Annotated in this window: 21 protein-coding genes; 11 read left to right on the forward strand and 10 right to left on the reverse strand. The window is 58.7% G+C overall.

Going from position 1 to position 24,950, the window contains the following annotated elements; genetic code table 11:
* The first annotated feature begins 416 nt into the window (after nucleotides 1–416).
* The 3 genes from AO388_RS13340 to AO388_RS13350 all read left to right on the forward strand — a co-directional run bounded on the left by AO388_RS13340 (nucleotide 417) and on the right by AO388_RS13350 (nucleotide 2,577).
* Nucleotides 417–812 (forward strand): hypothetical protein, encoded by a 396-nt coding sequence (locus tag AO388_RS13340; protein WP_003368325.1) that lies wholly within the window; start codon nucleotides 417–419, stop codon nucleotides 810–812.
* 125 nt (nucleotides 813–937) lie between these two features.
* A complete protein-coding gene (locus AO388_RS13345) occupies nucleotides 938–2,128 on the forward strand; it encodes a CaiB/BaiF CoA transferase family protein (protein WP_003368326.1) in 1,191 nt (396 codons plus the stop codon).
* Nucleotides 2,129–2,184: 56 nt separating this feature from the next.
* The gene (locus AO388_RS13350) at nucleotides 2,185–2,577 is read left to right on the forward strand and encodes a VOC family protein (protein ID WP_003368327.1); all 393 of its coding nucleotides are present in this window, start codon (nucleotides 2,185–2,187) and stop codon (nucleotides 2,575–2,577) included.
* A gap of 32 nt (nucleotides 2,578–2,609) precedes the next feature.
* Here AO388_RS13350 and AO388_RS13355 read toward each other — a convergent pair whose 3' ends face one another.
* Nucleotides 2,610–3,128 carry a hypothetical protein gene (locus AO388_RS13355; RefSeq protein WP_054080794.1) on the reverse strand — a complete coding sequence of 173 codons (519 nt, stop codon included), beginning with the start codon at nucleotides 3,126–3,128 and terminating at the stop codon, nucleotides 2,610–2,612.
* A gap of 247 nt (nucleotides 3,129–3,375) precedes the next feature.
* Between AO388_RS13355 and AO388_RS13360 the strand changes: the two genes are divergently transcribed.
* The 5 genes from AO388_RS13360 (at nucleotide 3,376) to AO388_RS13380 (ending at nucleotide 7,409) form a co-directional block, all read left to right on the forward strand.
* Nucleotides 3,376–4,785 carry a DUF4329 domain-containing protein gene (locus tag AO388_RS13360; RefSeq protein WP_058416591.1) on the forward strand — a complete coding sequence of 470 codons (1,410 nt, stop codon included), beginning with the start codon at nucleotides 3,376–3,378 and terminating at the stop codon, nucleotides 4,783–4,785.
* A 206-nt stretch (nucleotides 4,786–4,991) separates the two neighbouring features.
* Nucleotides 4,992–5,765: an FKBP-type peptidyl-prolyl cis-trans isomerase gene (locus tag AO388_RS13365; protein ID WP_003368330.1), complete on the forward strand. Its 774-nt coding sequence runs from the start codon at nucleotides 4,992–4,994 to the stop codon at nucleotides 5,763–5,765.
* Between the two features lie 381 nt (nucleotides 5,766–6,146).
* Nucleotides 6,147–6,599, forward strand: a complete 453-nt coding sequence (locus AO388_RS13370; RefSeq protein ID WP_058416592.1) for a YkvA family protein — start codon at nucleotides 6,147–6,149, stop codon at nucleotides 6,597–6,599.
* A 100-nt stretch (nucleotides 6,600–6,699) separates the two neighbouring features.
* Nucleotides 6,700–7,041, forward strand: coding sequence for a helix-turn-helix domain-containing protein (locus AO388_RS13375; RefSeq protein ID WP_058416593.1), 342 nt, complete (start codon nucleotides 6,700–6,702; stop codon nucleotides 7,039–7,041).
* Nucleotides 7,038–7,409, forward strand: coding sequence for a hypothetical protein (locus AO388_RS13380; RefSeq protein ID WP_003430937.1), 372 nt, complete (start codon nucleotides 7,038–7,040; stop codon nucleotides 7,407–7,409). The genes AO388_RS13375 and AO388_RS13380 overlap by 4 nt, the downstream gene beginning before the upstream one ends.
* A gap of 17 nt (nucleotides 7,410–7,426) precedes the next feature.
* Here AO388_RS13380 and AO388_RS13385 read toward each other — a convergent pair whose 3' ends face one another.
* Both AO388_RS13385 and AO388_RS13390 read right to left on the reverse strand, forming a co-directional pair.
* Nucleotides 7,427–9,199, reverse strand: a complete 1,773-nt coding sequence (locus tag AO388_RS13385; protein WP_042930573.1) for a GGDEF domain-containing protein — start codon at nucleotides 9,197–9,199, stop codon at nucleotides 7,427–7,429.
* Nucleotides 9,200–9,316: 117 nt separating this feature from the next.
* On the reverse strand, nucleotides 9,317–11,398 hold the full coding sequence (locus AO388_RS13390) for a carboxy terminal-processing peptidase (RefSeq protein WP_003430942.1): 2,082 nt from the start codon (nucleotides 11,396–11,398) through the stop codon (nucleotides 9,317–9,319).
* 138 nt (nucleotides 11,399–11,536) lie between these two features.
* Between AO388_RS13390 and AO388_RS13395 the strand changes: the two genes are divergently transcribed.
* Entirely contained in the window at nucleotides 11,537–12,499 is a 963-nt protein-coding gene (locus AO388_RS13395; RefSeq protein WP_003368344.1) for an NAD(P)H-quinone oxidoreductase, read from the forward strand.
* A 19-nt stretch (nucleotides 12,500–12,518) separates the two neighbouring features.
* Here AO388_RS13395 and AO388_RS13400 read toward each other — a convergent pair whose 3' ends face one another.
* From AO388_RS13400 to AO388_RS13425, 6 genes are all read right to left on the reverse strand, one after another.
* Nucleotides 12,519–13,172, reverse strand: coding sequence for an HAD family hydrolase (locus AO388_RS13400; protein ID WP_003368346.1), 654 nt, complete (start codon nucleotides 13,170–13,172; stop codon nucleotides 12,519–12,521).
* A 127-nt stretch (nucleotides 13,173–13,299) separates the two neighbouring features.
* A complete protein-coding gene (locus tag AO388_RS13405; RefSeq protein ID WP_003430947.1) occupies nucleotides 13,300–14,289 on the reverse strand; it encodes an ABC transporter ATP-binding protein in 990 nt (329 codons plus the stop codon).
* A gap of 1 nt (nucleotide 14,290) precedes the next feature.
* A complete protein-coding gene (locus tag AO388_RS13410) occupies nucleotides 14,291–15,088 on the reverse strand; it encodes an ABC transporter permease (protein WP_003368352.1) in 798 nt (265 codons plus the stop codon).
* Nucleotides 15,075–15,917 carry an ABC transporter permease gene (locus tag AO388_RS13415; RefSeq protein ID WP_058416594.1) on the reverse strand — a complete coding sequence of 281 codons (843 nt, stop codon included), beginning with the start codon at nucleotides 15,915–15,917 and terminating at the stop codon, nucleotides 15,075–15,077. The genes AO388_RS13410 and AO388_RS13415 overlap by 14 nt, the downstream gene beginning before the upstream one ends.
* Entirely contained in the window at nucleotides 15,914–16,720 is an 807-nt protein-coding gene (locus AO388_RS13420; protein WP_003430952.1) for an alkaline phosphatase family protein, read from the reverse strand. The genes AO388_RS13415 and AO388_RS13420 overlap by 4 nt, the downstream gene beginning before the upstream one ends.
* Nucleotides 16,721–16,798: 78 nt before the next feature.
* Nucleotides 16,799–17,866: an ABC transporter substrate-binding protein gene (locus AO388_RS13425; protein WP_003368360.1), complete on the reverse strand. Its 1,068-nt coding sequence runs from the start codon at nucleotides 17,864–17,866 to the stop codon at nucleotides 16,799–16,801.
* 354 nt (nucleotides 17,867–18,220) lie between these two features.
* Between AO388_RS13425 and AO388_RS13430 the strand changes: the two genes are divergently transcribed.
* Together AO388_RS13430 and AO388_RS13435 are read left to right on the forward strand one after the other, a co-directional pair.
* Nucleotides 18,221–18,940 carry a UTRA domain-containing protein gene (locus tag AO388_RS13430; RefSeq protein ID WP_003368362.1) on the forward strand — a complete coding sequence of 240 codons (720 nt, stop codon included), beginning with the start codon at nucleotides 18,221–18,223 and terminating at the stop codon, nucleotides 18,938–18,940.
* Between the two features lie 870 nt (nucleotides 18,941–19,810).
* A complete protein-coding gene (locus tag AO388_RS13435; RefSeq protein ID WP_430313147.1) occupies nucleotides 19,811–23,167 on the forward strand; it encodes an Ice nucleation protein in 3,357 nt (1,118 codons plus the stop codon).
* A 254-nt stretch (nucleotides 23,168–23,421) separates the two neighbouring features.
* Here AO388_RS13435 and AO388_RS13440 read toward each other — a convergent pair whose 3' ends face one another.
* Complete coding sequence (locus AO388_RS13440) at nucleotides 23,422–24,711, reverse strand: M18 family aminopeptidase (protein WP_003368366.1); 1,290 nt, start codon at nucleotides 24,709–24,711, stop codon at nucleotides 23,422–23,424.
* Nucleotides 24,712–24,950 lie beyond the last annotated feature (239 nt).

Consider the following 24,950-nt stretch of genomic DNA (forward strand, 5'->3'; position numbering starts at 1 on the left):
AATACCGGCCTGTCACGCCGGGGGTCGCGGGTTCGAGTCCCGTCCGCTGCGCCATATTCCGCTTCAAGGCCCTTGAACTCCTTGAAGCAAACAGAAAGCCCGCCTAGTGCGGGCTTTTTGCTTTCTGTCGTCTGGAAATCCCAACCCTCCTCGTGCAATGCCCCTGCGGCAGTTCTATTGAAGTTCTGTAAGAATTACTCTTCGCGAATGTAAGTAATTTCCTTAAATATTGAAGTTAAAACCAGGCTTGTTAGTTAGCTCCGGTGAACGCTTGATTTATCCTCTTTGCTGGTATTAGCTGCATGGGTTGATCGGGTATTCAGGCATCAGGAGTGCTCTTGATTACCCAGAATAATTAATCCAAGCCGACCGCCGAATCGAGGCGGTCTGATACGGTAGTGAGTTAAGGGATAACTATGAAAAATCGTTTTAAACTGCTTGCAGGCACCACAGCCTTGATCCTCTCTGCGGGCGCGCTGGCCACGCCAGCACTGCACACCGCAACCATCGACCAGCACGGCAATGTCGTTGCTCAGTCGTCGCCGTGGATCAAGTCTGTAAGTTACAGCAGTCAGAAAGACTACTTCGCGACTTATAAAGTGCTCTTCAAGGAAGGGCAATTTGAAAAGTCTCCAGGTTTTTGCTCGGTATCTTCCATCGATACCAGTGATCATGAGCGGCTGTTCTACGGGCACGCCAAGTTGGGCGGCGCTGCAACAACAGAGCAGGTCAATGTATTGGGGCTTATGGTCGGCAAACGGGGAGCCTCGGGTGATGCCTCGATGAGTTTCCAGTTGGCCTGCAGTAATTGATTCAATGAACCCCGCCTGGTGCGGGGTTTTTTACGGCGGTCCGATCTGGCAGCGCACCGTCCGGCTTTCCATCCAGCGCATTTGCGCAGATCATTCCTCCACCTCCCAACAAGAAAGGACGTGTCATGAGCCTGCCTCTTCAGGGCATCAAGGTGGTGGAGCTGGGTCAGCTCATTGCCGGGCCGTTCGCGGCGAAGATTCTCGCCGAGTTCGGTGCCGAGGTCATCAAGGTCGAGCCGCCGCTGACCGGGGACCCCCTGCGCAAATGGCGTTTGCTGCATAACGGCACGTCCGTCTGGTGGGCGGTGCAGTCCCGCAACAAACAGTCCGTGACCCTCGATCTGCGCCAGCCTCAGGCGCAGGAAATGGTACGGCGGCTGATCCGGGATGCCGATGTACTGGTCGAGAACTTCCGCCCCGGCACACTTGAGGGCTGGGGGTTGAGCTGGGAAGCGCTGCACGCCCTCAATCCGAAACTGATCATGCTGCGTGTCTCTGGCTACGGGCAGACCGGCCCGTATCGCGACCGGCCGGGTTTTGGCGTGATCGGCGAGGCGATGGGCGGTTTGCGTCATCTGTCCGGTGAGGCAGGGCGCACACCAGTACGTGTCGGCGTATCGATTGGCGATTCGCTGTCTGCGCTGCACGGTGTGATCGGCGTTCTGCTGGCGCTTCGTCACCGCGAGCAGAACGGTGGCGAGGGGCAGCAGATAGATGTCGCGTTGTACGAGTCAGTGTTCAACATGATGGAAAGTCTGATTCCCGAGTATTCGGTATTCGATACTGTCCGCGAGCCGGCTGGCAGCAGTCTGCCTGGCATCGCTCCGAGCAATGCCTACCGCTGCAATGACGGCAAGTACGCGCTGATCGCGGGTAATGGCGACAGCATCTTCCGGCGCCTGATGGAAAAGATCGGCCGCATGGACCTGGCCAGCGACCCCGAACTTCAGCATAACGACGGGCGGGTCAGGCACGTTGCGCGCATCGATGCGGCCATTTCGACCTGGACCGCCGAACGCTCGATGGACGAAGTCCTTGCGGCGCTCAACGAAGCACGCATTCCGGCAGGCAAGATTTACGACGCTGCCGACATTGCCAGTGACCCGCATTATCAGGCGCGGGACATGCTGTTGCAGGGCACGCTGGACGACGGAACACCCGTCACCCTTCCGGGGATTGTGCCTAAACTTCAAGCCACGCCGGGTCAGGTAACATCGTCCGCGCCAACACTCGGTCAACACACCGATGCCGTGCTTGAAGCGCATGGTATAGACGCTGCTACACGTGCCGAATGGCGTCGGCTTGGCATTATCTGATCCGAAACGTGGCCGTTGTCGTAAAAAAGAACTCTATTTCAAACGGAGCTGATCCCGTGATTGATCATCTGGACCACCTGGTACTGACCACTGCCGATATCGACGCCTGCAAGGACTTTTACGTACGCGTTCTGGGGATGACCCCTGAACGCTTTCGTCAGGGGCGTCTGGCATTCCGCTTCGGCAATCAGAAAATCAATGTCCATGAACGCGGCAAGGAGTTCGAGCCCAAGGCCCATTTGCCGGTTCCGGGTGCGCTGGATCTGTGTTTCATCGCCACCATCCCGCTGGAGCAGGTGATTGTGCACCTGCAGGAGCAGGACTGGCCGATCGTCGAAGGCCCGGTCGAGCGCACCGGTGCTACCGGGCCGATCTGGTCGGTGTATGTGCGTGATCCGGATCTGAACCTGATCGAAATTTCCGAGCCAGCGGCGGATGTGTCGATTTAATCGCACTCTATGAGGGCGGCTGCATCACTGCATCAGCAGCCCTTCGCAGGCGCTCCGTCTTTCGGCACGAACGCGCCTTTGTCACCTGGCTTGGTGATGATGTACGCGCGTCGCCACGGCTGGTCGTCGATCAGTTTCCAGCGATGGCCAGGGCCGGTGGTGTCCTGCGCCAGCAACACTTCTCCGGGGTGCAGGACAAAGTTCTCGCCGCCGGTGGTGGAAAATTCCAGAGTGCCGGACAGGGTGATCACGTACTGCTCTTCGGGTGCCGGATGCCAGTCATAGGTGGAGTGCGCCGGGGTTTCCTTGAAGTGCAGGGTGCTGACATCGGTCATGGCTTTTTGATCGATCGAACCCACGATAACGTGTGACAGATTGTCGGGGCCTGTGCACAGGCGGTAGGCCTTGATGCCCTCAGTGACAACCAACGGCGGCTTCTTGGCGGCATAGGCTGCGCTGACCGGCAACAGGGCTGCTGTGGCGATCAAGGCCAGGCTTGCCAATTGGCGAGCTGTCGAGCGCGTTGAGCGAAAACGAGTGGTCGGTTGCATAAAAATGTTCCTGAGCACGACAAACTGCGTAAGCCCTGGTCGCCAGTCGCGATGGTCGACGCAGGGTCTGGGCCGATTCGCCCACGCCGCGGATCGAAGCACATCCCGGAACGCTTAAAAATTATCTTTAATTTCATGTTGTTCGGCGCTGGCCGATCCACATAACGTCATATTCATCTATGTCACTCGCTGTCTCGGGTTTCCTTACGCTCATGGCTCAATCAGTCAGGCTTTCAAGGAACCGTGCATGCACCCCAGAAAAAGACTCTTCAAGCGATCCATCGATCACCACCCCGATATGCCGACGCTCAGCGCGCCGTTCGATCATCCTGATGATGCGGCGCGTTATGCTCATGAGCGGATCGGCGACCGGCGTGATCGCGAATACGGCGGTTTCATTTTGGTTCGCAGGGATGGCAAATACATCGCGACCGAACCCATGAATGGCAGCCAGTTCAGCTTCGATCCCAATGAAGTCTTCCCGCGCAACGAGCAGGAAGGTTATGTGCTCTACCCGCATGGGCATGACGACTATGCGGTCTACCATTCTCACCCGTCACTGCAGGCCGGGCTCGACGAGTGGCCGGAGAGTGAAAAGGTCACTTACCCGAACAGCCTTTCAGTCGGCGACATTTACGCAGTGATCGATGATCAGAAGGTGTGTTCGGCGACCTATCTTTCCGGGCCTGACGGTTCCCTGATCAAATACACACTGTCTCGCTCTGCCGCCGAAGACGCCTTGTTTGCGCGCGTCTCCGGTCCGCCGAGCATGCCGCACCTGTGTGAACTCAGCCAGATCCACCAGGCGTTGCAGAACCTCAGCATGATGCCCAGTGATGTGGTTCGTCTGCTGGCCGGTGCCGGGGATCTGCGCGTGATAGTGCCCAGCCTCCTGTGGGGACGGGCGGGCAAAGTGCCGGCCGACTGGCACCCGTATCCTGACGCAACCGCTGCTCGCGCGGCGCCGGTCAAATCGCCCGCAAGCTGCGACGTGCAATGGCCGCCCCGATCTTTGAGCCTCAGCGCGCCGTTCGACAGCGCCGACGAGGCTGCACGTTACGCACATGGCCGTATCGGCAGTCGTATTCATTCACAGATCATCGGTTTTCTTCTGTTCAATCCGGTCACCCGAGCCTATCGGATTGCCGAGCCGATGCTCGATGACGGCATGCCAGTGTATGCGCCGTGTTCGGCGTTCCATCCCGATGCGTATTACCGGCCTGCATTACCTTACGGCTATCGTGTGGACGGTATGTATTTCTGTTCAGCCAATCTGGCCGTCGAGGGTGGGCGTGAAGTGATGAACGATTTCTTCAAGCCGGATGACCTGCATCGGATGTTCAGCTATCGGCACAAACCGGCCCAGCGCCGCAAAGGCGTGCCGATTCGCTATGGTTTCGAAATGTCCGCCGTTTATTTCTCGGCAGCCGACGGCGCACTGCTTTGTTACACACCCAGCCAGTCCGACGAGGAGTTTCAACTGTTGCAAAGCGTATCGAGTGTCTATTCGGGGGCCGGGTCCATTCAGGCGCAACTCGCGGCCGGTACCCTCAGCGTGCAGGATTTCGTCCTTCGGGTGGCGCGGGCCGGGCATCTGCGCGTGCTGCAGACCAGTGAACGCTGGCCCGATGCCGGTGTGATCAGTCCGGTGGCCTGAGCCCTGTGCAGCGTGCCGGCGCCTTGCCGTCGCGAATCACAAACTGAACTGCAACTGAACAATGCGGTACAGATCCGGGAAAACCTTTGGATACCTGAACTTATCGGCGTTTTCTCCCTCTCATGCCGGTAGCCATTGATCGCGGCGGCCTGATAAGCTCGCGGCTTTACTCGTTTGCCCTTTTGGCGCATGAACAAGGAATTAGCATGAAACAGCATCGGTTGGCAGCGGCGATTGCCCTGGTCGGTCTGGTACTCGCAGGTTGTGACAAGCAAGCCAGCACCGTTGAGCTGAAAACCCCAGCACAAAAAGCGTCTTATGGCATCGGTCTGAACATGGGCAAAAGCCTGGCTCAGGAAGGTATGGATGATCTGGATTCCAAGGCTGTAGCCCTGGGTATCGAAGACGCTGTCGGCAAGAAAGATCAGAAACTCAAGGACGAAGAGCTGGTTGAAGCCTTCTCCGCGCTGCAAAAGCGTTCCGAAGAGCGTCTGGCGAAGATGAGCGAAGAGGCTTCTGCCGCTGGCAAGAAATTCCTCGAAGAGAACGGTAAGAAGGACGGCGTGGTCACCACCGCTTCCGGCCTGCAGTATCAGATCATCAAGAAAGCCGACGGCCCTCAGCCCAAGCCTACCGATGTTGTGACTGTTCACTACGAAGGCAAGCTGATCGACGGCAAGGTCTTCGACAGTTCCGTTGAGCGCGGCAGCCCGATCGACCTGCCTGTTGGCGGTGTGATTCCGGGTTGGGTCGAAGGCCTGCAACTGATGCACGTCGGCGAGAAGATCAAACTCTTCATCCCGAGTGATCTGGCTTACGGCGCACAGAGCCCGAGCCCGGCGATCCCGGCCAACTCGGTACTGGTGTTCGATCTCGAACTGCTGGGTATCAAAGACCCTGCAGCGGCACCGACTGCGGGTGCTGATGCCGACGAAGAAGAAGAGGCAGCCCCTGCCGCTTCGGCTCCGGCCAAGAAGTAACGCTCTACCTGGCTACAGAAAACGCCCTGTCTCGACAGGTCCTGTCTCGACAGGGCGTTTTTGTGTCCGGCTTATTTCCCGAACGCTTGGCCATTCGGGCAGTCCCACTACCATGGATGCATGCAAAAGCATTGTCCGACAGTCCGGCAGGATCAAGGTACTCGTCTCATAGAGGGTGTCGGGTTCACACGTTTGTAGTTTTTTTGTGAGTAAAAAACGCCCGATTTGACTGTGGCCCCCCGAAAACGGGGGGTTGAGGCTGGAAAAAAGCCACTGTTCACAAGGTTATCCACAATTATTGTGGATAACCTTGTGGCTTTGGCCAGACAGGTCCAGCGGATCTGCTTTTATCGAACGACATTTTGCTGAGCGGGAGTGGGTATGAAAGCACCGTGGAATTTTATCCGTTATCTGCCCGGAGCCCGGCGTCTGCTGGCAGCCGGGCGATTGCCAGGGCTATTGTTCGCTGTCGCGCGCAAGGGCAACAGTGAAGGTAATCGTCTGGGCAGGCTCAAGGAAGACCTGCGTTTGCTGCAGGCCTTGTGCCTGGCTTACTGGCGGGGCGAATACCGCAGCATCAGCCCCAAAGCGATTCTGTCCATCGTCGCCGGTCTGATGTACTTCCTCAGCCCGCTGGATGCGATCCCCGACTGGATACCCGGCCTCGGCATGCTCGATGACATCGCCGTGCTTGCATGGGTTACCAAGCACTTGAGCAATGAACTGGATGCCTTTCGTGCATGGCAGGCGCAGCAATCGCCCGAGAAACTCATCGTGGTCGAGCAACTGCCGAAGACTCAGGCACTGCTGGAGCAAGAGCGGGGTAAGGTGTAAGTCTCACGGATTGAACACCAGCCCTGGCGTTCCGCTGTTAAGATGCCTGCCTATGGATCAGGTCTGATCAGTATGCGGTCGTGTAGTACAAGGTGACTCTATGGATCTTCAAGTGATATCCCGTGACGGGGAGCCTGAATATGCAGTGCTGCCCTGGGCGCAGTATCAAGCGCTGCTCAAGGCTGCCGGACTGGCCGGCAAACCTTCCAGCGAGCCAGCTGTATCGACTTCCGGCACTACCGCCGATGAGCTTCCCGGGTTCGATGAGTTGCGTGCACTGCGCGAGGCCGAGGGCCTTGAAGCGGCGAGCCTGGCGCGTACCGTCGGGATCAGCCCGTCCTATCTGGAATTGATCGAGAACGGTACTCGTGAGCCGGACGGCGCGATCAAGCGCAGCCTGGCGTGGGAGCTTGGGGTGCCGGGCTGGCGAGGTGAGTCGTGAGCGTGCGCATCAGTCGTCAGCATTGGGACGGGCTGCTCAATGAGCTCGATCTGGCCCGTCGCCAACGGCATCTGCTGACCTATCGCGCGCTGGTGGAACGCCTGCAACTGCCCAGTCCGGCCATGCAGACCCTGACGGCGGCTCTTGAGCACCTCGCCGCCATGGATGCCCGCGCTGAACAGCCCTTGCGCAGTTCGCTGGTCATCAGCCAGGGCGCAAGCCGCCTGCCGCGTCCTGGTTTTTTCGAGTGTGCCGAACGCCTGGGCCGTTTCTCCGGACCTTCGGACGGCGTCGCGGCAGCCTCATGGCATGCCTCGGAAGTGGTTCGGGTGTTCGAATACAGTTATCCGGAAGTTGAAGCGCAGTAGGGGAATGGCACCGGCCCTCACGCCTGCATCAACAAATCCAGCCGCGTCGAATCTATGACGTGAATGCTTGCGCCGGCGACATCCTTGGCGAAGTGCTTGGCCTGTGAAGCGAGGTCGGCCAGTTGGCTGGCATCGACCAACGTGCAGCTTTCTTCATGCAGGTGCACCACCCCAATCGACAGCGATAGCAGGGGGAATTCCTGGCGTTGGCCCTGCCGATTGAGGGCGATGAAGCACCCGGCTTCCAGGTGTTCTGCGCGGTAGAAACGACGGCATTGATTCTGAAAATCATCCAGCAGGCTTTTCAGGCGTCGTTCCCAGTCATCAAAGCCCAGCACCATCAGAAAATCATCTCCGCCGATGTGCCCGACAAAGTCCCTGGCCGGATCGATGCGGTCGTTGAGGCATTGCGCCAGACACAGCAGCACCTCGTCGCCACGGGCATAACCGTAGATGTCGTTGAAGGGCTTGAAACTGTCGATGTCCACGTAGCAGATCATCGATGCGCGGCCTTGCTGCAGCAGTCGAGTCAGGCACTGCTGAATCGGGACGTTGCCGGGCAGCAGGGTCAGCGGGTTGGCGTAACGTGCCTGCTGGATCTTCATTTCGGTAATCAGCTTGAGCACGTCGATCACCCGGCCCAGCCCAAGATAGGTACCGTTCGAGGTGATAATGAAATCCTCCTCGATGCGTTGCCGGGCACGGCTGGTCAACAGCCGGCTGACCTGTTGCAGCGACTGGCTGACTTCCACGGCCAGAAAGTCACTGCTCATCAGACGGCTGATCGGTTTGCGGGCAAACAGCTCGGTGCCGAAAGGCTTGAGCAGGGCCTCGGACAATGAGTGCCGGTGGACGATGCCACACGGTCGGGCGTCGTCATCCAGCACCGCCAAAGAGTTGAGGTTGGCCTGCCTGCGAAACGCTTCCAGCACTTCAGCAGTGGGAGTTGACTGGCTGACCGATGGCTGCGGGTTGAGCAGGGCAGACAGGTCGGCCGCTTCTTCGTTGAGCGGCGTCACTGCGATCTCTGTCCTGGGCAGCATGGCGCGAGTGTCGCGCGGCGGGCGCTCCTGAGGGCGCGCCAGCAGATAGCCTTGAACCAGGTTCACGCCCATGTCTTTCAGCGTCGCCAGCTCTTCGGGCAATTCGATGCCTTCGGCAATCACCGTCGCTCTGGAAGCCTTGGCCATCTGCAGCATGGAGCCGACGAACTCGCGCTTCACCGCATCCTGATGAATGCCGTCGATGAAGTGCCGATCGATTTTCACATAGTCCGGGCGCAGCTCCGACCACAGTCGCAAGCTCGAATAACCGGCACCGAGATCGTCCAGCGCAATGGAGAAGCCCATGTCGCGATAGTGATGCAAGGCGTTGTACAGCAGGTCGAAATCGTCGGTAGGCATCTGCTCGGTCAGTTCGATGACCACGTCCTTCGGCGCGATGTGGTATCGGCGCAGCATTTCCAGCGTCCGACCCGGAGGATGAGAGCTTTCGAGCAGCGATTCGGGGGAGACGTTGAGAAACAGCTTGCCCGGCAACTTCTGCTGACTGAAACGTCGGCAGGCGCTGTCTCGGCAACTTAACTCCAGCTCGCTCAGACGCCCGGCCTGGCGGGCGATGGCGAACAGATTCAGGGGCGAGTGCAGGGCGCTGTTGGACGGGCCGCGGGTCAAGGCTTCATAGCCCAGAATCCGGTGCTCCGACAGCGAGACGATGGGTTGGAACAAGCTGTGCAAATCACCACGAGCCAGAATGGAACTCAGTGCGCTCAGCTGCTCTGTTATGGTCATGGTCGTCTCGGAGAGAATGAAAAAGGGCTGAGCGCTTTCGCGTTCAGCCCCGTATTTCACGACAGCTTCATGACTGTTTGATGACGTTGCGGCTAACTGGCCATCAATGAGCCTGCGTTACTTTTTCGCGACAGCCGCACTCAGACCCAGATAGTCGATGAGAATGCGCCCGGTCTCTGCCAGGTAGGCATCGTCCTCGGGTTTGGTTTTCTCGTCTTCTACCGGCAGCGCGTCTTCATCTTCCTTCTTCAGCTCTTTGAGCGGCTCTTCACCCTTGGCCTTGCGGCGGGTGTTTTCCAGCGCAAGTTGCTTGCTTTCGATAGACGCATGCTCGGCACGACGGTCGGCTTCATTGAGGCTGACGGTCTTCTCGTTCATCAGCTTCTTGGCCAGCGCCAGGCGATCCTCAATGAACACGAACTCGGCGTCTTTTGCCGAACGTGCTTCATGACGCGCCTGCAATTGAGCCAGGAACGGCTTGAACGGGTCGATTGCCGGCTTGATCGCCGGTTTGATGCTGTCCCACGGCATGGCTTCGGGCAGCGCGCTCTCGCCGATCTCCTTGGTGTCGATCAGCGATGGGTACGTGATGTCCGGTACCACGCCCTGATGCTGGGTGCTCTGACCGGAAACCCGATAGAACTTGGCCAGTGTCAGTTTCAGTTCGCCGTGATTGAGCGGCTGAATGGTCTGCACGGTGCCTTTACCGAAGGTCTGGCCACCGATCACCAGCGCGCGGTGATAATCCTGCATCGCCCCGGCGAAAATCTCCGACGCCGACGCAGACAGACGGTTGACCAGCAATGCCATCGGGCCTTTGTAGAACGCGCCCTTGGCTTCGTCTTCCAGGACGTCGACCTTGCCGTCGGCATTACGCACCAGCACGGTCGGGCCCTTGTCGATGAACAGGCTGGTCAGCTCGGTGGCTTCCTGCAACGAACCACCACCGTTGTTGCGCAGATCCAGTACCACACCGTCGACCTTCTCGGCCTGCAATTCGGTGAGCAGTTTCTTCACGTCACGGGTGGTGCTCTTGTATTCCGGATCGCCAGCACGGTAGGCCTTGAAGTCCAGATAGAAGGCTGGAATGTCGATGACCCCGAGCTTGTAATCCTTGCCGTCCTGCTTGAGGTGCAGGATCGACTTCTTGGCCGCCTGTTCTTCAAGCTTCACCGCTTCACGGGTAATGGCGACGATCTTGCTGGTCTGGTCGTTCGGTGCATTGCTGGCTGGGATGATCTCCAGGCGTACCACCGAGCCTTTCGGACCGCGAATCAGCTTGACCACTTCATCGAGGCGCCAGCCGATCACGTCGACCATTTCCTTGTCGCCCTGGGCAACGGCCACGATCTTGTCGGCCGGAGCGACCTGTTTGGTCTTGGCCGCCGGACCTGCCGGGACCAGACGCACGATCTTCACGTTGTCGTTGTCGCTCTGCAACACGGCGCCGATGCCTTCCAGCGACAGGCTCATGTTGATGTCGAAGTTCTCCGCGCTGTCAGGTGACAGGTAGTTGGTGTGCGGGTCGTAGGACATGGCGAATGTGTTGATGTAGGCCTGGAAGATATCTTCGGCACGGGTCTGGTTCAGACGCGCCTGCTGATTCTTGTAGCGCTTGGTCAGGGTTTCCTGAATCTTCGCCGGGTCCTTGCCTGCAATCTTCAGACGCAGGACTTCATCCTTGATGCGCTTGCGCCACAGTTCGTCGAGCTCGGCAGTATCCTTGGGCCATGCGGCGTCCTTGCGGTCGACCAGCAGGGTTTCCTTGGTATTGAAGTCGAGCTTGTCGACGCCCTTGCCCAACTCGGCCAGCGCAAAATTCAGACGCGCATTGACGCGGTCCAGATAGCGCTTGTAGATGGTGAAGCCGGCGTTCAGGTCGCCGCTTTTCAGGAAGTCGTCGAACTGGAACTGCCATTTGTCGAAATCGGCAATGTCGCTGGCCATGAAATAGCTGCGCGAGGGGTCCAGTTGCTTGATGTAGCTCTGGTAAATAATCGCCGAACGCTTGTCGTCCAGGGGCGGCTTGCTGTAGTGATGTCGTTTGAGCAGCTCAACCACGTTGAGACTGGCAATCACTTCGTCGCGGTCCGGCTGAAGATTATCCCAGCTGTTGGCGGCAAAGGTACTGGCTGACATCGGCAAAACGCTAAGGCCGACAAACAGTGCGAGGGCAGTGCTGGGGAATAATTGCTTCATGCTGATTCGACGCGAGGACAATTGATAACGCATATTAGGCCGTCTTTGAGGTCGCCGGTTCCTTTGGACCCGGCCGCATAATGCAAAAGCCCGGGCAAAACAGCCACGGGCTCAGTCTGGACTCACTATGGAGGCACCGTGAAGGCATTGCAAGGCGTTGAAGGACATGTGGAATGGGTCGAGGAGCCGAGTCCGGCCCTCGATGTGGGGCAGGTACGTATCAAAGTGGCTGCGGCAGGTTTGAATCGTGCCGATCTGTTACAGCGCGAAGGCAAGTATCCGCCGCCGCCCGGCGTCACTCAGACGCTGGGTCTGGAGTGCTCGGGCGTAATCGCCGAAGTCGGTCCGGGTACGTCCTGGGTGGTCGGAGACCGCGTCTGCGCGCTGTTGGCGGGCGGGGCGATGGCCGAAGAAGTGGTGGTCGATGGGCGACACGTGCTGCCGGTACCGGAAGGTCTGTCGCTGCACGAGGCGGCCGCCATTCCCGAGGTCTATGCCACCGCATGGTTGAACCTGTTCGAGCTCGCCGCGCTCAAGCCTGGCGAGAAGGTTTTGCTGCACGCTGGCGCAAGTGGGGTTGGTTCAGCCGGGATTCAGCTTTGCAAGGCGTTTGGCAATCCGGTCTGGGTCAGTGTCGGCTCGACCGAACGTCTGGCCTATTGCGTCGAACTGGGTGCTCAGGGCGGTGTGGTACGCAGCGAAAGCCTTGAAGGCCTGAACGACTTTGCACCGTTCAACGTCATCCTCGACCCGGTGGGGGCGAGCTACGCCGAGCTCAACGTCAAACTGCTGGCCCTGGACGGTCGCTGGGTGCTGATCGGCGTCATGAGCGGCCGCGAGGCGCAGGTGGATCTGGCTCACGTACTGGGCAAGCGTATCCGGCTGATGGGTTCGACCTTGCGCAGTCGCGACGACACGTTCAAGGCCGACCTGCTCAGCGACCTGGGCCAGCACGTCTGGCCGCTGTTCACTGAGGGCCGCCTCAAGCCGCAACTGGCGAAATCCTTTGCGATCAAGGATGCCGAGGCGGCGTTCGAAGAGCTGGCGACCAACACGGTGTCCGGCAAGATCGTGCTGGTGATCGACGAAAGCCTGGTCTGATCAGGCGGTGCCTCTGGACTCAGCTCCAGTCGTGCACCGGCCAGCCCGCTTTCTGCGCGTGTTCCAGTAACACGGCATCGGGGTTGACCACGTTAGGGTGGTCAACCTTGAGCAGCAGCGGCAGGTCATTGCGCGAATCCGAATAGAAACTCGCACCCTCGAGATTTTCCCCCTCGGCATCCAGCCATTCCATCAGGCGCGTGATCTTGCCTTCCCGATAGGTCAGCACGCCGACGGTTGCACCGCTGTAGACGCCGTGCTGCACGTCCAGTTCGATACCCAGCACTTCGTCGATCCCGAGGCGTTCGGCGATCGGCTTGACCAAGTGCACGCCCGACGCCGAGATCACCAGAATGCGGTCACCCTTGGCGCGGTGCTTTGCAATGCATGTGCAGGCGTCGCTGTAGATGATCGGCTCGATGACGTCCTCGACCCAAGGGCCGACCAGATGGTCGATTTCTTCAGGGGTACGGCCAGCCATGGGTTCCAGGCTGAAGGCCATGTAGTCTTCCATCGCGAGCTTGCCCTCGCTGTAGGCGGCCATCAGTTCGTCGTTGCGTTGCATGAACGACGTCGAGTCAACCCAGCCCAGGCGACCCATCTGCTCGCTCCAGAGCGTGGCGCAGTCACCACCGATCAGGGTCTCGTCCAGGTCGAAAATTGCCAGGGGCATGTGCGTTTCTCCTAAAAGTCTGTTGAGTCGGCTGTCAGCTTCACGCATGGCGTCTTGATCGGCAAGCGCGTGGCGTTATGCGTGCAGAACGAATTCAGTTCACGGCGCGTTCAGTTCAAGGCAACGCTCAGTTCAAGGCGCAGAGTGCCGACGGTTCAATGTTCAGTGTTACACGCCTTCCGTCCGGGTGCAGGTCGTCGGCGCTGCGGTTCAGTACGTCGACCACAAGGTCTACGCCACGCGCCTGGACCCGGTAGCGGATGACGTTGCCGAGCAGACTGTGACTGCGTACTTCGCCTTCCAGTTCGCCCGTCAGGCTCAATTGGATCGACTCAGGGCGGATCGCCACACGGCTGTTGATCGGGCGCTGCATCAGGCGAGTGGCATCGTCGGCTTCCAGCAGGTTGTAGTTGCCGATGAAGCCTGCGGCGAAAACGTCCACCGGCGCGGTGTACAGTGTCTCGGCGTCACCGCTCTGCACGATCCGGCCCTGGTTCATCAGGAAGATACGGTCTGACAGGGTCAGTGCCTCTTCCTGGTCGTGGGTCACGAAAATAGTGGTCAGGCTCAGCTCGCGCTGAATGGCGCGTATCTGTTCACGCAGGTTCTTGCGAATCCGCGCGTCCAGCGCCGACAGCGGCTCATCGAGCAACAGCAGACGCGGGCGAGTGACCAGCGAGCGCGCCAGCGCCACACGCTGGCATTGCCCGCCGGACAGTTGATGCGGGTAGCGCGTGGCAAAATCGTGCAGCTCGACCATGCGCAGAATCTCGGCAACACGCCTTGAGCTCTCGTCGGCACCGACTTTCTGAATGCGCAGCCCGAAGGCAACGTTTTGCTCGACGGTCATGTTGGGAAACAGCGCATAGCTCTGGAACACCATGCCGATGTTGCGCTTTTGCGGCGTGAGCGGCACCAGGTCGCTGCCATCGAGCAGAATGCGCCCGCTGTTGACCGGGGTCAGCCCGGCAATGCAGCGCAATAACGTGGATTTGCCGCAGCCCGACGGGCCCAGCAAGGTAACGAATTCGCCCTTCGCGATGCTGCAGTTGATATCGCTGAACACTGACGTGCTGGCGTAGCTTTTCTGCAGGTTTTCAATACTGACAAAACTCATCTCAGTCTTTGTCCTTGTTCAGTCGATTGGCGGCCCAGGTCAGCACCAGCACGAAGAGGAAATAGGAAATCACCAGCGCGCTGTTGAAGTGACCACTGCTGTTGCGCATGTTGTTGAGGTAGACCTGCAGGGTTTCATAGCGCGTGCCGACCAGCAGGTTGGCGAACACGAATTCGCCGAACAGGAACGAGAACGACAGCAGCAGGGCAATCATCAGGCCCTTGCGCAGGTTGGGCAGCACGACCATGAACGCCGCCTGCCAGGTGCTGGCGCCGAGCAACTGGGCGGCGTCCATCAGGTCTGTCAGGTTGATGGCCTGCAGGTTGTTGGTGATGGCGCGGTACATGAAGGGCAGGGCGACCGTGAAGTAACAACCAATCAGAATCCACGGTGTACCGACCATCGCCATGGGGCCTGAGCCATACAGCTGCAGCAGGCCGACCGAGGAGACCACGGGCGGCACGGCGAACGGCAGCAGGATGAGGATGTTCATCAGCCCGTCGAGGCGCGGAAAGTAGTAATGCACGACGAACAGCAGGGGCAGAATCAGCACCACCGAAAGGACCAGTGCGCCGACGCAGACCAGCAACGACTGGCCGAACGCCGTCAGAAAGCGTGGGTCGCTCCACAGCGCCACGTACCATTTGAAGGTCAGGCCGCTGGGCAGAATGGTCGCCGACCAACTGGTCGCGATCGAGTACAGGAAGGTGCCGGCCAGTGGCAGCAACAGGATCAGGAACAGCAGGTAGACCACCGTCTTGTGATAAATGCTCGCAGGCCCTCTTTCAACGCGTGACATGGTAGCTCCTTCTCAACAACCACTGATGGACCACGGTGACCAGGGTCATGAGCCCGACCAGAATCATGGCCAGCGCGCTGGCCATGTTCGGATCCAGCGTGATATCCCCCGCGACCATCGCCGCGATACGGATCGGCAATACGTTGAAATTGCCGGTGGTCAGCGCGTAGACCGTGGCATAGGCGCCCAGCGCATTGGCCAGCAGAATGACAAACGTGCCGAGCAGCGCCGGGGTCAGCACCGGCAGGCCGATGTAGCGCCAGAACTGATAGCTGCTGGCCCCCAGCAGCGCTGCCGACTCGTTCCAGTCTTCGCGCACGGCATCGAGTGCGGGGTAGAGCAGCAGCACGCCGAGGGGGATCTGGAAGTAGGTATAAAGGATGATCAGTCCGGTCTTGGAATACAGGTTGAAGTCATCGATGATCCCGGTCTGTTTGAGGATCAGGGTCAGCGCGCCGTTGAACCCCAGCAGAATGATGAACGCGAACGCCAGTGGAACGCCGGCAAAATTACTGGTCATGTTGGCGAACGAGTTGACGAAATCGCGCAGCCGCGAATCCACCTTGCGCAGCGAATAGGCACCCAGGATCGAGATGATGATGCCGAACAGGCTCGACCAGAAGCTGATCTCCAGGCTGTACTGAATGGCTTGCCGGTAGAACTTCGAGCTGAACGCCCGGATGAAGTTTTCCCAGCCCCAGCCGGCATCGCTTTGCAGGCTGTGGATCGCGACCCAGAGCAGCGGTGCGATCTGAAACACGATGAAAAATACGGCGAAGGGCAGCAGGCACAACAGCCCCAGCCACTTGCCTCGGGAAAAGGTTGTCAATTGAGAATCTCCCGGCAGACCGGTTTGTCGTGCGGCACGCCAAGCAGCTCGCAGACGGTGCCGCACAGATCGATCTGGCGCGGCGCGGCGTCGACATTCAGGCTGAAGGCATCACCGATGACGAACAGCGGCACCTCACGCTCTTCCGGCAACAGCCCGTTGTGCGAGCGGTCATTGTTCATGCCGTGGTCGGCCGTCACCAGCACTTGATAACCCGCATCCAGCCAGCGTTGCAGGTAGTCAGCCAGAATGATGTCTGCGCTGCGGGCGCTGTTGCGGTACTGCGCAGTGTCGAGGCCGTGCTTGTGCCCGGCGTCGTCGATGTTCATGGGGTGGATCAGCAGAAAGTTCGGGGCGTGCCCGAGGCGCAGGCTTTCGGCGTCGGCGAACAGGTGCGAATCAGGGTAGTGATCGGCCCAGTAGAACAGTCCGTGCTGAATCGGCAGATCCGTGGCTTCCGTATGGCGATCGCGTGCCGGGTCGAACGGGGTGCGGTTGTACAGCTCGCTGACCCAGTGATAGGCCGCTGCTGCAGTGCTCAGCCCGGCGTCGCGAGCATAGTGAAAGATGCTGCGCTGATTCGACAGGCGCGAGACGTTGTTATGCACGATGCCGCTGTCGATGGGCGCGACACCGGTCAGTATGCATTCGTAAAGGGGGCGTGAGAGGGCGGGCAGTTCGCATTCCATCTTGTAGAGCGCGGCCCGGCCCGCATCATGCCAGGCTTGCAGGTGCCCCATCGCATGGCGTGCGACTTCGTAATTGAGGCCGTCCAGCACGATCAGGATGACGTTGTGTTTCATGGGCGACTCGCTTTGAAAGAACGGGCGAGACTGGCTCGCCCGGAGTACACGACTTCATCCCTGAGCCGCAGGAGAGGATCAGTTCATCTCGATGATGACCTGCTCGTTCCACATCTGCGGCAGCGCTTTGGAAGTTTTCTCCCACGCCTCTGCGTTCTCGATTGGCTTGGCGTTTTTATACTGGTCTTGCGGCAGCAGTTTGGCTTGAACATCTTCAGGCAGTTTGATGTGTTCTACGCGAATCGGGCGTGCATTGCCCTTGGCCAGATTGATCTGACCCGCGTCGCTGAAGGTGTATTCACGCGCCAGCTTGGCGGCGTTCGGGTGTTTGGCATACTTGTTGATGATGGTGGTGTAGCCGGAAATCACCGAGCCGTCCGAAGGGATCAGCACGACGTAATCATCAGGTTTGGTCATCTTGGCTTTGTAGCTCAGGCCGTTGAAGTCCCAGACCACACCGACTTCGATTTCGCCTTTCTCGATGGTCTGAATGGTCGGGTTGGCCAGCGACAGACGCTTCTGTTTGGCCAGATCGGTGAACAGTGCTAGGCCCGGTGCGATGTTGGTTTCGTCACCTTTCATGGCGATGGCCGCTGCCAGTACACCGTTGGCAGCCTGAGCCGCAGTGCTCACGTCGCCGATGGACACCTTGTATTTGCCGGTTTTCAGGTCAGCCCAGCTTTTCGGGATTTCAGAGCCGTGCAGCAGGTTTTTGTTGACGATGAAGGCGATGGTGCCGGTGTAGGCCAGCGCCCAGTGGCCGTCCTTGTCCTTGGCCCAGGTCGGGATCTGATCCCAGGTAGTTGGCTTGTAAGGCTGGGTAACGCCTTTTGCTGTGGCGATAGGGCCGAACGCTGCGCCTACGTCGCCAATGTCACCGCTGGCGTTGTCTTTCTCCGCCTCGAACTTGGCGATCTCCTGGGCCGAACTCATGTCGGTGTCCATGTGCTTGAGGCCATATTTGGCTTCCAGGTCTTTCCAGATGCCGCCCCAGTTTGCCCAGTCATCCGGCATGCCGAGGCTGTTGACCGCGCCTTCAGCCTTGGCCGCAGCCTCCAGCGTTTTAAGATCCGTGTCCGCAGCCATGACCAGCGAACTCATTGCCATGGCTGAACCGAGGAGTGATGCCAACAAAAGATGTTTCATTCGGAGCTCCTAGTGCACTTCTTGAGAAAAGTGTTCGTTGCGGATTATTTGGTCTAGATCAGCAATACCTGAGCCAAGTTAGGCTTTTTGCATGACATTTTCGTGTCGTGTTGCACGGACAAAAGCGTTTTTCACGGGCCCCGGCAGTGCCTGGCGCTAAGCGTAGACCATCGCAATGGGCCTGTTGGGCAGGGGGTTATGGGCTCTTTTCGGCGCAGTTGGCATGCAACGTGATTTGTCCTGTAACAGTACAGTCATGTCCCCGGCCTAGGCTCACGGCAAGGGAGTCAACGGCGTTGGCTGCACTGATGTATGCCTCGTAACAGGGCTGGTCTAGTCCAGACGGATACCGGAATGCGCGAAGATGTGCCACGGGCGGTAACAACCATTTGCCATGCGCTGCAGGAGCAGATCGAACATGGTTTGTTGCCGCATGGCAGCAAGTTGCCTGCAGAGCGCAAGCTCAGCGAGGTATTCGCCACCACCCGCATCACCTTGCGTGAAGCGCTGTTGCAGCTTGAGGCGCAGGGGTTGATCTATCGGGAAGAGCGGCGTGGCTGGTTCATCTCGCCGCCGCGACTGGCCTATGACCTGATCAGGCGTAGCCATTTCCACGCAATGGTCTGTGCCCAGGGAAGGGTGCCGCACACCCGGCTTCTGTCTGCACGCCTGCAACCTGCTTCAGCGATGATCTGCGAAATGCTGGAACTGCCGGCGCTGTCGAGCGTGATCCAGATCTGTCGCGCGCGACGGATCGATCAGCGTCTGGTGCTGTATGTCGAGCACTACCTGAGACCGGAGTTGTTCCCCGGCATTCTCGAACACGACCTGAACGAATCGCTCAGTGAACTCTACGCCCGCCGCTATGACATTCATTACGGTCGGGTGCGCTTCGACATGGTCCCCACGGCGCTGCACAGCGAAGCAGCCGCTGCACTGAAGGTTTCACTGGGTAGCCCGGGCCTGCGCATTGCACGTGTCAATTATGATCGGAAAGATCGGTTGATCGACTGTGACCTCGAATACTGGCGTCATGATGCTATTCATGTGCGCGCAGAGGTGAACGGCGACTGAATGCCGGTGTGGCAAACCCACTTCCCAAGCGCGGTCTTTGCCACCGTTAGTTCGCTGTTTTCTATAAATAAATACTCATTTTGTTGATAAGAATGTGTGCAATGTACAGCCTGTTTAATAGGTTTTGTATAATGCATGCATTTGATTAACAAAAAAAATTAATGAACGTTATTCTATTGTTGCTGGCGGGGTGGCGTTAAATTAGTGGATTTTTTTATGAAATGTCCCAGAGTAATTATTCTAGTTTTCAGCGGATTTAAGAAAAATCTTAATATTAATTAATGTTTGTTAATGGGGTGTGGTAGGTTTTTGGTGTGGAAGGATAAGCACTGGTTAATTGGTGTTATTTGCACGATCGTTCCATGTTTGGATTAAGGTTGACATGGCAGTTGTCCTATAAAGCAATGCTTGATAAGTGCGGCTGCTTTTATTTAAAGGATCTATGAGGATGCTGTAATGAATCTCGACAAGGCGTTGGTGCTGCGTACCTGTGCAAATAACATGGCCGATCACTGCGGCCTTATATGGCCCGCGTCCGGCACGGTGGAATCCAGATACTGGCAGTCAACCAGGCGGCATGAGAATGGTCTGGTCGGTTTACTGTGGGGCGCTGGAACCAGCGCTTTTCTAAGCGTGCATGCCGATGCTCGATGGATTGTCTGTGAAGTTGCCGTTGCAGACATCATCAGTCTGGAAGAGCCGGGAATGGTCAAGTTTCCGCGGGCCGAGGTGGTTCATGTCGGCGACAGGATCAGCGCGTCACACTTCATTTCGGCACGTCAGGCCGACTCTGCGTCAACGTCAACATCAACATCAACATCAACATCAACATCAACGTTAACGCCAATGCCCACTGCCATACCCACGCCCATGCCTGCCGTAGCAAGTGTCACGTTACCGGTGGCCGAACAGGCCCGTCATGAAGTGTTCGATGTCGCGTCGGTCAGCGCGGCTGCCGCCCCAGTAAACACCCTGCCGGTGACGACGCCGCAGAATTTGCAGACCGCCACTTACGGCAGCACGTTGAGTGGCGACAATCACAGTCGTCTGATTGCCGGTTATGGCAGTAACGAGACCGCTGGCAACCACAGTGATCTAATTGCCGGTTATGGAAGTACAGGCACCGCCGGCTCCGACAGCTCGCTGGTCGCTGGCTATGGAAGCACCCAGACCGCCGGTGGGGACAGCGCGCTGACAGCGGGTTACGGCAGCACCCAGACCGCCCGCGAAGGCAGCAACCTGACGGCAGGGTACGGCAGCACCGGCACGGCAGGCTCGGACAGTTCGCTGATCGCCGGTTACGGCAGTACTCAGACTTCGGGCGGGGACAGCTCACTCACAGCGGGTTACGGCAGCACGCAAACGGCTCAGGAAGGCAGCAATCTCACCGCTGGGTATGGCAGCACCGGCACGGCTGGCTCGGACAGCTCGTTGATCGCCGGCTACGGCAGTACCCAGACTTCCGGAGAAGACAGCTCGCTCACAGCGGGTTACGGCAGCACGCAAACGGCTCAGGAAGGCAGCAATCTCACCGCTGGGTATGGCAGCACCGGCACGGCAGGCTCGGACAGCTCGTTGATCGCCGGTTATGGCAGTACACAAACCTCGGGAGGCGACAGTTCGCTGACCGCGGGCTACGGCAGTACGCAGACGGCCCAGGAGGGCAGCAATCTGACGGCGGGGTACGGCAGCACGGGTACAGCAGGTGTCGACAGCTCTCTGATCGCGGGATACGGCAGCACGCAGACCTCGGGAAGTGACAGCGCCCTGACCGCAGGCTATGGCAGCACGCAAACGGCCCAGGAAGGCAGCAATCTCACTGCTGGGTATGGCAGCACCGGCACGGCAGGTTCCGACAGCTCGCTGATCGCCGGTTACGGCAGCACGCAAACCTCGGGCAGTGACAGCTCGCTCACGGCGGGGTACGGCAGTACGCAGACGGCTCAGGAAGGCAGCAATCTGACGGCGGGGTACGGCAGCACGGGTACAGCAGGTGTCGACAGTTCGTTGATCGCCGGATATGGCAGCACGCAGACCTCGGGAAGTGACAGTGCGCTGACAGCGGGTTACGGCAGCACGCAAACGGCCCAGGAAGGCAGCAACCTGACGGCGGGCTACGGCAGCACTGGCACGGCAGGTGCCGACAGTTCGTTGATCGCCGGATATGGCAGCACGCAGACGTCAGGCAGCGAAAGTTCGCTTACCGCAGGCTATGGCAGTACCCAGACTGCCCGTGAGGGCAGCACCCTGACGGCCGGATATGGCAGTACCGGAACAGCTGGCGCTGACAGCTCGCTGATCGCCGGTTACGGCAGCACGCAAACCTCGGGCAGTGAAAGCTCGCTCACGGCAGGTTATGGAAGTACCCAGACCGCACAGCAGGGCAGCGTACTCACATCAGGCTATGGCAGTACGCAAACGGCCGGGGCTGCCAGTAACCTCACCACCGGTTACGGAAGTACAGGTACCGCAGGTCACGAGAGTTTCATCATTGCGGGTTATGGAAGTACACAGACAGCGGGCCACAAAAGTATCCTGACCGCTGGTTATGGCAGTACTCAGACGGCCAGGGACGGTAGCGACCTGATTGCGGGCTATGGCAGTACGGGAACCGCAGGCTCGGGCAGTTCGCTGATCGCAGGTTATGGCAGCACCCAGACCGCGAGTTACAGAAGCATGCTGACCGCCGGTTATGGCAGTACCCAGACCGCCAGAGAACACAGCGACCTTGTCACAGGCTATGGCAGCACTTCAACGGCAGGGTCAAACAGTTCGCTGATCGCCGGCTATGGAAGCACTCAGACGGCGGGCTTCAAAAGCATACTGACCGCCGGTTACGGCAGTACCCAGACGGCACAGGAGCGCAGCGACCTGGTCGCAGGCTACGGAAGCACGTCGACTGCGGGCTATTCCAGTTCCTTGATCGCCGGCTATGGCAGCACGCAGACGGCAGGCTACGAAAGCACGTTGACCGCCGGTTACGGCAGTACGCAAACCGCTCAGGAAAACAGCTCGCTCACCACAGGTTACGGAAGTACTTCTACTGCGGGCTATTCCAGCTCGCTCATCGCGGGTTACGGCAGTACGCAAACGGCAGGCTACGAGAGCACGTTGACCGCCGGTTACGGTAGTACGCAAACCGCGCAGGAGCGCAGTGATCTGGTGACAGGTTATGGAAGTACCTCCACCGCCGGCTATGCGAGCTCGCTGATTGCGGGTTATGGCAGCACGCAGACTGCGGGTTATGAGAGCACGTTGACCGCCGGTTACGGCAGCACGCAAACCGCACAGGAAAACAGCTCGCTCACCACCGGGTACGGAAGTACCTCCACAGCCGGCTTTGCCAGCTCGCTGATCGCCGGTTATGGCAGTACGCAGACAGCCGGCTATAAAAGTACCCTCACGGCCGGTTACGGCAGTACTCAGACCGCAGAGTATGGAAGCTCACTCACTGCGGGCTACGGCAGCACTGCAACGGCCGGGCAGGACAGTTCATTGATAGCCGGCTATGGCAGCTCCCTGACCAGCGGAATCAGAAGTTTTCTGACGGCAGGCTATGGCAGTACGCTGATCGCCGGACTTCGCAGCGTTTTGATCGCCGGTTATGGCAGTAGTCTTACATCGGGCATTCGCAGCACGTTGACTGCGGGTTATGGCAGTAACCAGATTGCAAGTTACGGCAGCTCGTTGATTGCAGGCCATGAAAGCATTCAGGTCGCCGGAAATAAAAGCATGCTGATCGCCGGCAAGGGCAGCTCGCAGACAGCAGGTTTTCGCAGCACGCTGATTGCCGGTGCGGGCAGTGTACAACTGGCGGGTGATCGCAGCCGGTTGATTGCCGGTGCAGACAGTAATCAGACCGCGGGTGACCGCAGCAAACTACTGGCCGGTAATAACAGTTATCTGACTGCCGGCGATAGAAGCAAACTGACCGGCGGGCATGACTGCACCCTGATGGCGGGAGACCAAAGCAGATTGACCGCTGGTAAGAACAGTGTCTTGACGGCAGGCGCTCGTAGCAAACTTATTGGCAGTGAAGGCTCGACGCTCTCGGCTGGAGAAGACTCCACACTAATTTTCAGACTCTGGGACGGGAAGAGGTACAGGCAACTGGTCGCCAGAACGGGTGAGAACGGTGTTGAGGCCGACATACCGTATTACGTGAACGAAGATGACGATATTGTCGATAAACCCGACGAGGACGATGACTGGATAGAGGTAAAGTAGCCCGCGTTATTCAAGCACTCCACGACTGAATCATCGACAGGGCGCGTCGATGGAATTCGGGACATGAAGTCCCTTTATAAACAAATGACCTGTTGTCCGGTACGAGGTGGTTCAAAATGGCGCAGGCAAAAGTATCTTTTTTATCGTTATGATGAGAGACATTTTATTTCTTTCAATGGGCACTTTAGCGAGCGTCAACACCGAAACGCGGGAGCAACAGGTCACCCCCGCGTTATCGATTATCGCCTCAGCCGTTATGGCAGCTCGTGGCTGGCATAGAACGCACTCAATACCTTGACCAGATGCGCCAGGTCATGGCTACCGGCCAGTTCGCGAATCGAGTGCATGGCGAACGTCGGCAAGCCGATGTCTACCGTGCGAATACCCAGATGGCTGGCAGTGATCGGTCCGATGGTCGAGCCGCAACCCATGTCGCTGCGTACTACAAAGCTCTGTACCGGGACCTCTTCGGCCATGCACAGATGGCGGAAGAAACCGGCGGTTTCGCTGTTGGTGGCGTAACGCTGGTTGCTGTTGACCTTGATCACCGGCCCTGCGTTGAGCTTGGGACCATGATTGGCGTCGTGCTTGTCAGCGTAGTTGGGATGAATGCCGTGGGCGTTGTCGGCTGATATCAGCAGCGACTTCTGAATCGTGCGCACGTAGTCTTCGCTGCTTGGCAACAGACGCTGGACGATCTGCTCGAGCATCGCACCGTCTGCGCCACAAGCGGAAGACGAGCCGACTTCTTCGTGATCGGTGCACACCAGCAGGGCGGTTTCGTCGCTCTCGGTGTTGAGCAGTGCCTGCATCCCGGCGAAACACGACAACAGGTTGTCCAGGCGTGCGCCTGCCAGGAAGTCCCCATTGAGGCCGACCACAGCGGCGCCCTGGGTGTCGTAGAAACTCAGCTCGTAATCGAGCACCACATCGGCATTGAGGCCGTGCTCGCGGGCCAGTTGGTCGGTCAGTAATGCCCGGAAGTCGGCGCGCTCGTCACCGGCGACCTGCGCCAGGATGGGAGGCAGTTCGTTTTGCGCATTGATTGCCCAGCCTTCGTTGGCAGTGCGGTTCAGGTGAATCGCCAGATTGGGGATCACGGCGATCGGCAGTTTGAAGTCGATCAACTGACTTTCAACCTTTCCGTCGCGGCGGAAAGTGACACGGCCGGCCAGCGACAGATCACGGTCAAACCAGGGGGCCAGCAAGGCGCCGCCGTAGACTTCGACGCCCAGTTGCCAAAAACCCTGACGTTGCAGTTCCGGTTGCGGCTTGACCCGCAGGCACGGGCTGTCGGTGTGTGCGCCGACCATGCGAATGCCGCCCGTGAGTGGCGACTGACGACCCATCCGGAAAGCGACGATGGAAGAGTCATTACGGGTGACGAAATAACGGCCCCCGGTTTCTACTGCCCACGTGTCACGTTCGTCCAGCCGCTGAAAGCCTGCGGCTTCGAAGTGTTGCACGAGGGTGGCGGTGGCGTGGAACGGGGTGGGAGAAGCCTTCAGAAAATCGATGAGGCCTTTGTTCAACTCTGCGCGCATAAATAGCTCCAGACAGCAATGGCGCGAGTTTACCGCATTGGCTCAGTCGTTGCCGCTGCCACAGAAACGCTTTTCGACCGCGAAGGGCCTGACGAAGTTGAGCCGGAAACCGGAGCCAAGGGCCTTGCTCGCTTTGGTCCCTCAAAGTGAGTCGCTGAGGGGTGAAAAGGTAACTTGAGCCAAACGCCAATCCACCTGATATCGCAAACCTTGGGTGACGCGGAGCGTAACGAACTGCA

This window comes from Pseudomonas sp. ICMP 10191 (assembly GCF_001467335.1).
Taxonomy (GTDB): Bacteria; Pseudomonadota; Gammaproteobacteria; order Pseudomonadales; family Pseudomonadaceae; genus Aquipseudomonas; species Aquipseudomonas cerasi.

Coding starts and splice junctions, on each gene's coding strand:
- AO388_RS13340 (WP_003368325.1), top strand. CDS start 417: ATGAAAAATCGTTTTAAACTGCTTGCAGGCACCACAGCCTTGATCCTC.
- AO388_RS13345 (WP_003368326.1), top strand. CDS start 938: ATGAGCCTGCCTCTTCAGGGCATCAAGGTGGTGGAGCTGGGTCAGCTC.
- AO388_RS13355 (WP_054080794.1), bottom strand. CDS start 3,128: ATGCAACCGACCACTCGTTTTCGCTCAACGCGCTCGACAGCTCGCCAA.
- AO388_RS13360 (WP_058416591.1), top strand. CDS start 3,376: ATGCACCCCAGAAAAAGACTCTTCAAGCGATCCATCGATCACCACCCC.
- AO388_RS13365 (WP_003368330.1), top strand. CDS start 4,992: ATGAAACAGCATCGGTTGGCAGCGGCGATTGCCCTGGTCGGTCTGGTA.
- AO388_RS13370 (WP_058416592.1), top strand. CDS start 6,147: ATGAAAGCACCGTGGAATTTTATCCGTTATCTGCCCGGAGCCCGGCGT.
- AO388_RS13375 (WP_058416593.1), top strand. CDS start 6,700: ATGGATCTTCAAGTGATATCCCGTGACGGGGAGCCTGAATATGCAGTG.
- AO388_RS13385 (WP_042930573.1), bottom strand. CDS start 9,199: ATGACCATAACAGAGCAGCTGAGCGCACTGAGTTCCATTCTGGCTCGT.
- AO388_RS13390 (WP_003430942.1), bottom strand. CDS start 11,398: ATGAAGCAATTATTCCCCAGCACTGCCCTCGCACTGTTTGTCGGCCTT.
- AO388_RS13400 (WP_003368346.1), bottom strand. CDS start 13,172: ATGCCCCTGGCAATTTTCGACCTGGACGAGACCCTGATCGGTGGTGAC.
- AO388_RS13405 (WP_003430947.1), bottom strand. CDS start 14,289: ATGAGTTTTGTCAGTATTGAAAACCTGCAGAAAAGCTACGCCAGCACG.
- AO388_RS13410 (WP_003368352.1), bottom strand. CDS start 15,088: ATGTCACGCGTTGAAAGAGGGCCTGCGAGCATTTATCACAAGACGGTG.
- AO388_RS13420 (WP_003430952.1), bottom strand. CDS start 16,720: ATGAAACACAACGTCATCCTGATCGTGCTGGACGGCCTCAATTACGAA.
- AO388_RS13425 (WP_003368360.1), bottom strand. CDS start 17,866: ATGAAACATCTTTTGTTGGCATCACTCCTCGGTTCAGCCATGGCAATG.
- AO388_RS13430 (WP_003368362.1), top strand. CDS start 18,221: ATGCGCGAAGATGTGCCACGGGCGGTAACAACCATTTGCCATGCGCTG.
- AO388_RS13435 (WP_430313147.1), top strand. CDS start 19,811: ATGCCTGCCGTAGCAAGTGTCACGTTACCGGTGGCCGAACAGGCCCGT.
- AO388_RS13440 (WP_003368366.1), bottom strand. CDS start 24,711: ATGCGCGCAGAGTTGAACAAAGGCCTCATCGATTTTCTGAAGGCTTCT.